At 37.3% G+C, this 15,008-nt stretch carries 1 protein-coding gene; it reads right to left on the bottom strand.

Features of this window, described 5'->3' with window-relative positions:
* Window positions 1-15,003, bottom strand: a 15,003-nt coding sequence (locus FD06_RS04245) for a KxYKxGKxW signal peptide domain-containing protein (RefSeq protein ID WP_202812977.1), incomplete at its 3' end; no start/stop codon positions are given.
* Window positions 15,004-15,008: the final 5 nt, after the last annotated feature.

Below are 15,008 nucleotides of genomic sequence, written 5' to 3'. Positions count from 1 at the left end.
ACTGGCAGCTGTCTTATTTGGTGCAACTGCAGAAGCATTTGAGTTTGCAGTTATAACAGCAGAACTTGCACTATTTAAAGCAGATTGTGCACTTTGTGCAGCTTGATTTGCAGCATTCATGTAACTAGTTAATGAATCAGCACTGGATGCTGTTTTAGCTTTTGTTATAGCTTCACTTGCAGCTGTACTTTGTTTTGCAGCTTCGCTTGCATAACTAGCAATATTAGATTTATCACCACTACCGTAATTATCATTACTTTGTGCTGATGAATTCAATGAAGCTGCGCTACTTGCGGCGTTTGATGCTGCTGTATTTGCACTACTCATTGATGCTGCATTGTTAGATGCTTGGACTATTGCACCATTTAAACTATCTAAACTAGCTTTCATACTACTATAGTTATCAGAAACAGCACTTTTATCTTTATCAATTGAGCTAGGATCACTACTGCTTTGAGCATCAGCATTAGCATTACTTGCATTGGTTGCAATATTATTCGCAACATTAGCGATACTATTCATTATTGATTTATCGTAACCAGTATATCCAGAATTACTTTGTGCTGAATTATTAAGTGCAGCAATACTATTGTTGATGGCTTGAGCACTAGAATTTAAGTTAGCTGCTGATGTTCTATTAGGTTGTAAAGACTTAACATTATTTTGACCGTCATTTACAGCGTTTGAAAGTTGTTTAGATGCAATTGAAGATGCAACGCTAGCTTGAGTAACGGCACTATTTAATGCCCCAGAAGCAGCAACAGGATCACTGTTTGTTTTAGCCACTTGAACACAAGATGAAACTAAACTAGCAGCATTGCTAATTGCTTTAGCATAACTATCAATTTTGTCTTTATCAGACTGGCCATAATTATTATTTAAAGCAGTAACATTTGCTTGACTGGCAGCAGTTGAAGCTTGACTTGCTTGAGTGCTTACACTAGATAACATAGAAGCATTGCTTTGTGCTGTAAAGATAGCATTACTTAATTGAGAAACAGCAGTTGAAGCACTATTAGCTTGTGCAGAAGCACTAGCTAAATCATTAGATACAGCGTTAGAATCAGTATCATTTTTGGCCTTATCATAATAACTTTTGGCTAGACTAGATGCATTACTACCAGAACTAATAGCCTCACTAATTGCTAAACTATCTGCTGAATTATAGTTTGATGGTGAAGGATTAGCAATATTAGCTGAACTATTTAGTGAATCCATAGCACTATTAGCTGAGCTTACAGCATAGCTAACCCCACTTAGCAATTCAGCATTACTATTAGCAATTGAGTTTGCTAAGGAAACATTAGATTGGATACCATTAGCTTTTGATGCATACATTGAAGCTTTATCAGCTGAAGCACTAGCTCTATTAGCGTCACTAGCTGCCGATAATGAATCAGTATCATTTTTAGCCTTATTAGCATAGGTATTCGCATTTGCTGACCATAATGCAGCTGCAGATGTAGCATCACTTATTCCACTTGCAGCACTGTTGATAGCCGCACGATCAGAATTAGTATAGTTAGCATTACTATTAGCCGCATTAGTAAAGGAATCGACTTTACTTTTGGCGTCACTAGCTAAGCTGTAAGCTGAACTAGCTAATGAACTAGCACCGGAAGCAACGCTGACATTAGATACCATCGATTGAATGTTATTAACATGTGTAATTGCTTGAGAACTGTAGCTAAATGCATTTTTGGCATAACTATCAGCATCACTAGCGTAAGATGAATTACCGGTTAATTTAGCTTGATAAGCTGCACTAGATGCTAAACTTGATTGCGTACTAGTTTGAGTGGAAGCTGAACTGGCTAAGTTAGCCTCGTTAGCAGCATTGCTTTGCATAGAGTTTGAATAATTATTATCACTACTCATAGAAGATGATAATGAACCAGCTAAGCTAGAGGCTGAACTTGCAAACGAAGCATTAGAACCAGCATTTTCAACTTTAACTGCATTGCTAAAGTATGCAGCAGATTTCATCGCATTTTGGGCAGCTTGACTTGCTGTCTGAGCAGCCGAACTAACCATTTTAGCGTTAGATATTGCTTCGTTAACGGCACTGCTATCACTAGGATTAGTTAACACTGTATTAGCTGCAATGGAAGCTTTAGTTGCACTATCAGATGCTAATTTAGCTGCACTATTTGCAACACTAGCATCACTTTGAATTGAGGCAATATTTGAATAAGAATTAGCTACACTATTAGCTGAGTTATTAGCAACCTGAGCGTTATTATTCCATGTTGCTACACTCCCCATGATTTGACTATAGGAAGCCATATCATGAACTGCGTCATTTAAAGACTTTATAGCATCAGCAGTACTACTCATAGACTTAGATGCAGCAATAGCTGAGTTTAGGTCTTGAGAAAACGCAGAGGAATTGTTGCTTTGTAGATCTGATTGGGCAGCAGCAATAGCATTTTTTGCAGCTAACGAATATTGAGTAGCATTGGTATTTAAATTAGCTGCACTATTATTCATATCAGATAATCTGTTTTTAACACTCTGAGGTAATGAAGAATTGTTATTAGCTGAATTATATTGTGAATTAATATCATCATAATAAGATTTAACAGCAGTAGAGTTATTAGCAATAGCTGTCATGTTACCATTGTTAGCTAAATCATTAGCACCAGATGCTTTATTAGCAGCTGATTTTGCTATAGATGCTTGACTTTCAATATCACCATAATTATTAGTTATAGCAGCAGTACTTGCAGCAGTAGATGCTATATTAGCTGCTGATTGGGCAATGCTATTAGCATAAGAAACTACCGGATTATTGTCTGCAGAATAAGCTTGAGACGTATTCTTAGCATAATTTTCAGCAGCTTGAGCAGCACTTTGAGCATCAGAAATATTTTGCTTAGCATTTAAAATGTTGTTTAATAGCTTACTATTGTTATCCATTGCTGAAGCTGCACTATCGAACTTGTTATTGTAACTATTCATTTGTGAAGCTACTGAAGCTGCACTATCCATATGATTAAGACTTTTATCGTTATTAACATAACTATCAAAATCAGAACGCAAACTGTTTATGGTATTGGAATAATCACTAGCCAAAGAACTTTCTGAACTAGCAGAGTTGTAGACACCTGCAATATCAGAATCTAATGGATATTTAGATTGAGCTGACTCAATTTGCTTATATTGATTACTTATTAGTCCACTAGCGTAACTATTACTATTTAGTTTATCAGTCATGGCAGTAGCATAACTAGCTGTAGCATAAGCATCACTTACTGCGCTAGCTAGCTCTAAAGCTCCAGAATGATGTAACATTTTACCATCAAGTTGTGTTTCGTCATATCCATTCAAATTATTAGCTAAGCTCTTAGCCGCATCTAATGCCATCGAAGCATTATAACTGCCTTGTGATTGTGAATAATTAGCATAGTTACTATTAGCAGAATTAATATATCCACCAACAGTATTCATATCTATTCCCGCTGAATTAGCAACTGACAAAGCATGTTGATAATAAGAATTACTAATGTTATTTGTAGCCATACTTGAAAGAGTGGCATTAGCACTATCTATATAATTCTTAGCATTATTAGCAGCATTAGAGTTAGCAACAACATTAGACATAATTCTAATATTATCCGCTAATGAAACTGCTGTTGAAGCAGCAGAACTAGTTCCATTAACATAACTATCCATGTTAGATGAAATACCACTATTCATGTCATTAGAAGCAGATTTTACTAAGTCACTAGCAGAAGAGGCAAATGAATCAGCCAAACTAGCATAATATGATTTAGCGTTGTTTTGATTATCATCACGCATAGAATCAGCTAATGAAGCACTCAAACTTGCACTTCTAGCATTATTACTTGCTTGAACATAAGCTGGCATCAGCTGAACAGTTTGGTTAGCTGAAGATAAAGCGTCTGCAGCTATAGACTTATCATTAGCAATTGAAATTAAATTACTACTCATCGATGATAAAGCACTATTTGCCTGACTGATATTATTATTAGATACTGCATCAGAATAATTCTTAGCTAAAGAGTCATACGCTGTAGAGTTTAATACTGCATCACTATAGGCTGAGTTAGCTCTACTATATGCACTCGATAAAGTAGCATTGCTAGGATATAGAGAATAAGCACTCGATACTTGATTCATATTACCAGCTATGCTTTGTACATTAGCATAATTAGTCATACTTTGGTTAGCTAAACTATTTCCATTAAATAACTGTTTAGCATTTGATGCTAATGATTGTGCTAATGAACTGGCAGAACTAGCTTGACTCGCAGCTTGTGACAACACGCTAGCAGCGCTTGCAGCATCAGATGGGTTATTAGTATTACGTACAGTTGAAGCTGCGGAACTAGCTATACTTGCGTTGTAAGAAGCAGTTGAGTTAGCGGTTGAAGCTTCAGATGCAGCACTACTAATTGCCGATTGAATAGCTTGGTTATAATTATTGTTATTATGAGCCTCTGAATTTTCAGAATTTAATTCTGCTGTAGCACTTGCTGTAGCATTTGCAGCTGAAGATGCCGTATTAGCGTTAGAGTCAACATTTACAGTATCATGTGTAGCTTTGGCAGCTTTAGAAGTTGTAGATTCAGCTGATTGCGCTATGCTAGTTTGTTTAGCAACTTCATCAGCGTAACTTTGCGCAGCTGATGAATCAGTTGCTGTTTTAGCATTTGATGCAGCGTCACTTGCTAACTTAGCGGCTTCACTGGCTTGACTGTTAGCAGAACTGGCAACACTTGCATTATAGCTAGCAGCTGATTTAACTGCAGAATTTCCACTTGCATTTTGTGAATCATAACTAGCTTGACTTGCCGCAATAGATGCTGTAATAGCTGCTTTAGATGCTAACGAAGCATTGGAATCAACACTGGCTGCATTGCTAATACTTTGAGCCGCTTTTTGGGCATTAGATTGGGCTGATTGGGCAATACTTGCTTGTTTTGATGCTTCATCAGCATAGCTTTGCGTAGCTGAAGAATCAGTTGCTGTTTTGGCATTTGATGCAGCTGCACTGGCTGCAGTTGAAGCATTGTTTGCCAAACTTGCAGCAGACTTAACTACGTCAGCATTACTACTAATAGCTGACTTTGCATTTGCAGTCAATGAAGTATCTTGACTAGCGGATTGGTTAGCTAAGGAAGCTTGCTGACTAACATTAGAAGTTGTTGAAGCAGCTAAACTGGCTGCACTTGCATTAGAGTCCACATTGTAAATATTTTGTGTGCTTTGAGCTGCTGACTTAACTACATTGTCAGCTGATTGAGCTACACTGGCAGCACTAGATGCCGCACTAGCAGCATTTGATACGGCTGATGAATCAGTTGCTGAGTTCATCGTATCGTAGGCAGATTGAGCGTCACTATATGCAGATGAAGCAACATTAGCGGCTGAATTAGCAATTTTAGCATTGCTATCTACAGCAGATTTAACATTAGAAGATAAACTAGCATTAGATTGGGCAGATGCATTGTCCTTATCCATTTTATCAGCACTTTGCTGAGCATCACTTGCAGCTGATTGAGCGATACTTGTATTCATACTACCTTGCGTAATATTATTAATATTTTGAGCAGCTGATTGGGCAGCTGATTCAGCTGATTGAGCGATACTTGCTTGTTTTGATGCTTCATTTGCATTACTTTGCGCTGTTGATGAATCTGTAGCTGCTTTAGCATTCGATGCAGCTTGACTTGCCGCACTAGATGCATCAGCAGCCGATTGTGCTGCTGATTTGGCAACATCTGTAGAACTGGATATTGCTGACTGGGCAGCTGAACTTAAATTACCTGCTGTGGATGCAGCTGTACTATCGGAAATAGCTTGACTGACAGCTCTTGAAGCATTTTTAGCCGATTGACTAGCAGCACTTGCATTTGAATCATTATTAACTACATTCTGGACATTTTGAGCAGCTGACTTAGCAGCAGCATCAGCAGATGCAGCAATACTTGCTTGTTTTGATGCTTCATTTGCATTACTTTGCGCTGTTGATGAATCCGTAGCTGTCTTGGCATTCGATGCAGCTTGACTTGCCGCACTAGATGCATTAGCAGCCGATTGTGCTGCTGATTTAGCAGCATCTGTAGAACTAGATATTGCTGATTGGGCAGCTGAATTTAAATTACCTGCAGATGATGCAGCACTACTATCAGCACTAGCTTGACTTGCCGCACTAGATGCATTCTTAGCGGACTCATTTGCAGCACTAGCATTTGAATCGCTATTAACTACATTATGAATATTCTGAGCGGCAGACTTAGCAGCAGCATCAGCAGATGCAGCAATACTTGCTTGTTTCGATGCTTCATTTGCATTGCTTTGCGCTGTTGATGAATCTGTAGCGGTCTTAGCATTCGATGCAGCTTGACTTGCTGCTGTCGATGCATTAGCAGCTGATTGAGCTGCTGATTTTGCAGCATCTGTAGAACTGGATATTGCTGATTGAGCTGCTGAATTTAAATTACCTGCAGATGATGCAGTACTACTATCAGCACTAGCTTGACTTGCGACACTAGATGCATTCTTAGCAGATTCACTTGCATCACTAGCATTTGAGTCTTTATTAACTATATTATGAACATTCTGAGCGGCTGAAGCGGCTTCAGAGGCCTTATCTGCTGCAGATTTGGCGTATGAAGCTGCGCTTGAACGATCACTTTGAGCTGCAGCTGAACTATTATTTTGAGAATCTACATTTGCTTGACTAGCAGCGCTAGATGCTTGACTTGCAACATTAGAAGCATCTTGTGCAGCTTGTGAAGCGGCTTGATTAGCGCTACTGATAGCAGATCTTTCAGCTGAACTATAACTATCAATATTTTTATCAGCAGCTTGACTATCAGACTTAGCCTGACTGGCAGCAATACTTGCAGCTTGTGAAGCTAAACTAGCCTGCATAGAACTTACAGCAGCATTGTAATCAGAAGTAGCACTATTATAGATAGTACCTGCTTGTGAAGCAGCAGAAACTGCAGTTGAGTTAGCTTGTGAAGCTTGATTAGTGTAATTATTAGCTTGTGATACATTTCCAGCTGTTATTGCTGATGAAGCTAATGATGCATAAGAATTAACGTTTTGAGCAGCAGTAGAAGTAACCGTGTTTAAACTTGATAAACTAGCCTTGTTATCACTACTAATACCATTGTCAGATTGTGCAGCACTATTTATCATTGAGGTTTGACTAGCTGCAACATTTGCCATACTACTGTAGGAAGCATTCTTTACAATGTCATCAATAGCTTGTGAATTATCTGATACTGTTTTCGCAGCACTTGCAGCTATACTAGCTTCCTGACTAGCAACATCAGCATTACTTTGTACAGCAGAACCATCAGTTGCTGATTTTGCATCAGTAGCAGCCTTAGCAGCTGCATTAGCTGCTGATATTGCAGCTTGATTAGCTGAACTAATTGCTTGACTAGCTGTATTAACAGTTTGTTTAGTATTTTGATCGTAATTATTGTCATTAGCTACAGACTGTGCTTGACTGTTAGCAGTATTAGTTTCAGCAGAAGCTTGCGATTGAGCTTGACTAGCTTGGTCAGCATTTTTACTACTGTTTGTAACGTTAGTAATATTTTGAGCTGCTGATTGGGCTACACTAGCTGCTGATTGGGCTACACTTTGTGCACTAGCTACTTTACTACTATCTCTTTGCACTGCTGATGAATCGGTATCACTATTAATATTAGTAGCTGCATTAGAAGCATCTTGTGCGGCTGAACTTGCCATATCCTTAGCATGACTAGCTGTACTATTAGCTGAAGAAATTGCAGCACTTTCAGCAGATGTCATACTTGTATTTTTAGATGCAGCATTTGAATTTTCACTAGCTAAACTAGCTGCTGAATCAGCAATTGATTTAGCTAAACTAGCTGCTGAATTATTTTTATTAACGTTAGCAGCATCACTAACTGTTTTAGCAGCCGATTGTGCTGTACTATTGGCTGAACTTGCTAAACTAGCAGCCGATGATTCCGCACTAGCCGCACTCTTGGCAGCATCAGAATCAATCCCAGGTTTATTACCCTGACTAGAAGCAGAAGCAGCAGATTTAGCAGCATTTGAAGCTACATTGGCAGCTGAGCTTGCAATTGTAGCACCACTATTAATTAATGATTTAGTAGCATCATTATTATTATCTTTAGCAGCTGAGTCAGCGATTGATTTAGCTAAACTTGAAGCTTGTGATGCAGCGTCAGCATTAGAAGAAGCTCTGTCAGCATCATTACCACTATTGATTAATCCACTAACATCTTGTGCAGCTGAACTTGCATCAATTACTGCTTGAGAAGCCAAAGATGCGGAACGAGATGCAGTGTTGGCGTAGCTCTGTACATCACTAGCGTTAGATGCTTTTTGCATATTTTGTACGGCATCACTAGCTATGGATGCATTGTAACTAGCATTTCTTGATGCTTCATTTGCAACACTAGTAGCATCACTAATTGCAGATTTAGTAACATCGGACATTGATTGGTTTGATGCATTAGAACTCATAGCACTAACTGAACTAGCTATACTACCAGCTAGTGAAGATGATTGACTAGCTGCATTTGAATTATCAAAAGCAGAAGTCATATTCTTAATGTTTTCAGCACTTGATTGAACAGCATCATTAGCTGATTGAGCTTGCGATGCTGCTATTGAAGCAGCATTGGCATCACTTTGCGCTGATTGAGCATCCGAATCAGTTGCAGCATTCATTGATGCATTTTGTACCGTTATAGCTGCTGAATTAGCTACCGAAGTATTATAACTAGCTTGAGAAGCGATTTGACTAAACGCTGATTTAATATTTGGAGAATAAGATGCGTTAGATTGAGCCGAAGTGTTAGCAGCATTAATCTTAGCATTTGCTGATGATGCAGCATTAGCTGCTGAATTGGCTTTATTTACATTAGATTGACCGTTAACAACATTTGTAATGATTTGAGCAGCTGAGCTTGCATCATTATATGCAGATTGTGCAACCGATTTTGCTATCGATGTTTGATTTGCATAACTTTGAGCAGCAGATGAATCGCTTGCTTTAGCCATGTTGCTTGCTGAAACAGAGGCTGTATTAGCAGCATTAGATGCAGCAACATTGGCAGAACTAACTATATTAGCTCTACTATTAACTGCAGATTTTATAGAAGGACTAAATGTATCGTTATTTTGAGCACTACTATTCATGGAAGCAACATCAGAATTAATAGTAGCTGTGCTTTTAGCTAACGAGGAAGCTTGTGAATCATTAGAATTAACATTAACGATATTATCTAAATCGTGGTTAGCATCAATAACCGATTGATTTGCTGAGCTAGCTAAACTAGCTTGTTTGGCGACTTCATCAGCATAGCTTTGCGCATCTTTAGGATTTGGTGCTTTTTGACCATCATCATAAGCCTGACTTGCTGCTTTAGCAGCTGATGAAGCAATACTTTTCGCATTTTGAATTGAATCATTAGCTTGACTGGCTGCTGATTTAACACCTGAACCATAATTACTGTCACTAGATAATGAACTATAATCATTATTGGCTTTATGAGCTAAGCTATTTGATAAGCTACCAGCCGAACTAGCTACAAAAGAATTCATACTCTGGTTGGAAACATTCATTATAGCTTGGGCGGCCGAAGCAGCTTTCACAGCGGCTTCACTAGCCTTTTTAGCTTGGTCTGAAACCACTGCAGCATCACTATTTGCACTATCTTTGTTCGTGTCTTGCGATTGTTTATTAGCGGCTTGACTAGCTGCACTATATGCACTGGAAGCATCTTGGGCTGCCTGACTAGCAACTACACTATTACTACTCATAGCTGATTTAAACGTATCATTAGCACTACTTTGAGCAGCTGAGTATGCTGACGAGGCTTGACTAGATGACAATGAAGCAGCTACAGAATCATTTTCAGCTGTACTTACATTGGATTTTACTTGGTTGCGTTTAGCATCATCTTTTGCATAGCTGTTAGCGGCATCAAAATAAGCTTGCATTGATTGTTGTTGAGATTTAGCCTGATTAGCTAAATTAGTAGCATCATTAACATTTCCAGCAATCGCAGCAGAAGAAGCACTTGAGTAAGTATTATTAATAGATGTCGCTGCTAATGATGCTTTATTAGCTATACTGTTAATATTTGTATCATCTGGGTAAGCATTGGACAAAGCTTGAATGTTCGAATTAGATGCATTGGCAATCGCAGCAGCATAGCTAGCTTCGTTCATATTGTTGTCTAAATTAGCTGCATTAGAGGCAACTTGATATGCAGATTTAGCATTACTTGCAGCTTGACTAGCTTGCATTGACATACTAGTCATTTGACTACCTGTATAAACATTTTTAGAATCAGAAACGTTATTTGATAGCGAATTAGCCAAAGTAGCTGCACTTGATGCAACACTATTAGCACTTGATGCAATTGTATTTGCGCCATAAGCATTATGTGAACTAGCAGCTTGAGCAGCTTGCGATGCCATTTGTGAATACACGGCAGCGTTATTAGCATCATTCATGATTCCATATTTGTTAGGATCAAAGTGAGTTGCATCAGCCAAACTTTGTACATTTGATTTAATGGCATCAGAATCTTTAATAATAGCATTGGAATTAGCAGTAATTAAGTCGGCATTACTACTAATGTTAGCTACAACTGAACTATTGAAAGCAACAGCTGATGAAGCAACACTGGCGGCATTAATTGCAGCACTAGTAGCATCAGACTTTTGTTTCCAATATCTTTCAGCTTCAGCTGTATTACCATCCTTAGCATATGAATTCCCTATTAAATCATCTTGAGCAGCTTCATCCGATTTGGATGCTGCTACACTATATGCATTTGCAGCATCAGCAGCTGCTTGAGAGGCAGATGCTAAACTAGAATTTATATTATTATAGTAAGAACTAGCAGATGATAATTGGCCAGTAGCATCATTATAAGCATCAGTAGCACTTTGATAATAATTTTTAACGGCACTATACGAGTTTGCGTTAGATTTTTGTTGATCAGGCGTCATCTTATTATAGCTATCGTCATATTCCGATTTCATTAGAGAAGCTTGATTATAGTTCATACTTGCTAGAGATAAGTTATGACTAGCATCACTGTAGTTAACATTAGCGACTGAAGCAGCTATAGATGCTTTATTATAATTATCTTCAGCATCCCAACTATTTTGTTGAGCATTGTTAACTGATTCATTATTTTTAGAACTATTGTATGGATCACCTTTAGAATTAGCTAGTTGTCTAATCATAATTCCATTAATGGAACCGTTATTATTAGTAAAGAAATTACCTGCAGCGTTAGGGTTAGCTCCACCCTTTGAAGAAGCACTATTATATCGCATTAAATCATATACAAAGTTTAGGTTGTCAAAATCAAAAACATTTTTTTCATTATTGTTACGGTTACTACCTTTATATGTGATATCAGATAATTTATTACCTTCATCTACTAAAATGTGTGAAGCTGGATTTTGTGAAGGCCAGATTCCGATACTTACAGTCCTAGAATATCCAGAAGATGTTTGTAACGTTTTTGGATGATCAAAAACAATATTGTTGGTATGGGAACCCCATAAATAAAATGTAGTTCCATTTGACTTCATTGAAATTTGGGAATCTGGTCCAAAGTAAGCATCCAAACCGTATCCAGAGTCAAAAGGTAAATATGCATTTTCAACATTAATATTATCTAAGGAACCAAAATGTACCGTGCGATGATAATTATTATCTGCATAATTACCATTATATAGATAAGCCGAATCACCCATATAATTTTCAATGAAGAACCAATAGTTATATTGATGCCAGCTTACATTATTACCAACCTTAATACTCTGCCAATTGTAATATATAGGAGCATAAGCTGTTTGACGATAGTTATTGATAAAATCTAGCGATGCACCATCTCCGACAATAAATGAATGATCGTATCCAGTAGCACCCTTAGGTGAAACCATATTACCACCGCCACCGTAGTTTTCAAATACCGGTCTTGATAAACTTCCGACGTTAGTAGCTTGGGTTACAATCTTAGCTCCGTTAGCAATAACGATACTCCCATAGTTAGCAACTTCAGCTTTAGTTACAAAGTAGTTATCACCGGAGAAATTAAGCAATGTATGATCACCGTTGATGAATCGGTTAGCATAATATGAGCTTCCGCCAGCTGGATTTTGTAAACCTGGATCAATATCTTTGCCATCAGTATCAGTCATATGAATATTATTAAAGTTAAATACATATGCACCATAAGGAATTGGCGAGTTACTATCTGGAGCAACTATACTAATAACATTGCTACCATATTGTGCAGGATATGGATTCCCATTAGTAGTAGTATCAGTAGCTGTGGTATCACTACATTGATGAATTCGAAGATCAGTTAAAGTAACATTTGGATTCTTATCTCCATACAATTTATCATTCGAAGGTGAAGTAAATGGTAAAGTATTATTTTTACCCAAATCTAATAAATGACTATTACCATCTATAATCAACGAACCACTATTATGTGCATCAGCAGCTGTAAGCGCTTGATCACCACCAGATTGACCATTAACTGAAGCATGGAAAATAATGTCGTTATCTAGATTAATATAGTGAATATTATTATTAGTAAAAGCATCTCTAAATTCTTGCCAATTATGAACTTCTTGATATGCATTTTGGTCTTTAGCTTGTTGCTTTTCTTGTTCTTTATTAGCAACTTGACGCACAGCAGGTCTATTTTGTGCATTAGCAGCCATTGATGCAGCCGATTCAGGTGAAACCTCAGCATCTGGAGAATTTACTATATGCTCAGATGGAATATTTTGTTTTACATTCACAGCATTAATACTGTTGGAGTTGTAAACATAATAGTTAGCCAATGAATCTTGACCACCACCGTTGCTATTGTTTTTATAGTTAATGTCTAATGTCTTTAATTTGAAATTATTTTTCTCACTAGAAGCTCTAGTACTACCAGTAAAAGTTACATTTCCATCTGGATAACCATCTTCAGTAATACTTACGTTAGTGTCAGGTGTTTGTTGGCTTGTATTAACGTTAAATACTTTACCACCGGTAGTAGTTAGATTTAATTCCTTTGGACGATCAAAGTTAACTTTGATCGTGTTAGAACCATAAGTGTAAACAGTGTTTCCATTACAATCCATATTAATATTAGACTGTGGTCCAAAATAAGCATTTAAACCATATCCAGAATAGATTGGTAGGTATGCACCACTAACATTAATATTATCGTTAGATCCAAAATTAACGTTTCGGCTTGGAGTGGTTGTAGAAACATACCCACTATCACCAGTATTATTATCAATTAAGTAGTAAAAATTATTTTGAGTCCAAGTAACATTATTACCAACTTTAATAGTCTTCCAATTATTAGAAACAGGCGCATAACCAATCTGGCGATAATTACTGTTAAAGTTTAATTTAGCGTTATCACCAACTGTAAATGAATGGTCCTTACCGGTATCAGTATCGTTAGAAATAGAACGACCAGCTTCACCGTAACTTAAAAATACAGGTCTAGAAGCACTACCATTGTAAGTCTCTTGAACATTTAAATTAGTATTATTTGCTATTTGTACACTACCAAAGTTAGCTAATTCAGCTTTAACTACAAAATAGTTATCACCGGAAAATCTAACTAATGAATGGTCTGCATCAATTAAACGGTTAGCATATTGGTCACCATTGTATGCTCCTGGATCAATATCATTACCTTTGTTATCAGTCATATGAATATTATTGAAGTTGAACACATAGTTTCCAAATGCACCCTGGCTTGTTAATGCAACAATGTTAGTACCATTAGTCTGACCAATCCCAGTAGTAGAAGTATCAGTCGAAGTCATATCGGTATTTTGATGCAACTTAATGTCAGTTAAAGTTACATTAGGACGATCGTCACCATAAGCTTGGTCAGCACTTGGGGTCCCAAATGGTAAAATGCCATTTTTACCTAAGTCTAAGATGTGATTATTACCATTAATAATTAATGAGCCATCACTATGCGCATCTGACGCAGTTAAAGCACGGTCAGTAGAACCAGAAGATGCATTAAAGCTAATGTCACCAGTCATATTGATGTAGTGAACACCATCATTAACAAAGGCATCCCTAAATTGCTGCCAACTATTGACATCACGATAAGCATTACTTGATTGAGCTTGTGTTTTTTCTTTATCTAAATTAGTAACTTGTGAAGCAACACTATTATTTACAGAATTAGAAGTAGCAGAAGCTTGTGACATCGCTATTTGATCTGGAGTCATGCTGCCGTTTGTTGCTAACTGATTACCTTGATTGTTAGCTTGAGATTCAACTAAGTTGGTCGCTAGCATAGACGGATCAATCTTTCCTCCGTCTTTATACTTACTAAGATCTAGTACGTTTTTATTAGAATCAGGTTTAGAACTACCTTCTACATCATCTACTTTTTGACCATTATTATCTAAAGAAGGCTTAGATGGTTCTTGAACGTCTTGTTTTGAAGTATCAACAGCATTGGTGGGATTACTGTTACCATCTGTTTTTGTAACGCTACCACCAGTAGTAGTTGGATTTTGCTTACCTGAATTTTGGTTAGCATCATCTTGCGATGGTTGTGGGCTGTCATTAGGTTTGCTAGGAGTAGCTTGTGTGTTTTCATTATTGTCACCTAAATGACCCAAAGTAGCATTTTCATCTTGATTAACAGTGGTAGTATTGTTATTTTGCTTACCAGTATTATTATTAGTTGTTACCTGAGTATCTGGAGAGCCACTTTTGACGTTTGTATTTTGTTCGCCAACTTCTTCACTATTGTTATTACTATTTTCATCGGCATGCACACCTAAATTATTCATAGTACCTGCCATCGTAAGTGAAAAAGCCATCGTAATACCCGCAAATAGCCATTTTTTACCTGATTTATACATCCGATAATGGGTTTTCTTTAAATCAAAATCACCACTATCGTTTGTATATCTACTTAAATCTTTTCCATTCTTATCTTTCAAACTAA

This window comes from Apilactobacillus ozensis DSM 23829 = JCM 17196 (assembly GCF_001435995.1).
GTDB classification, from domain to species: Bacteria; Bacillota; Bacilli; order Lactobacillales; family Lactobacillaceae; genus Apilactobacillus; species Apilactobacillus ozensis.
The sequence above is the reverse complement of the archived record's forward strand: the minus strand, read 5'-3'. Positions and strand labels throughout refer to the sequence as shown.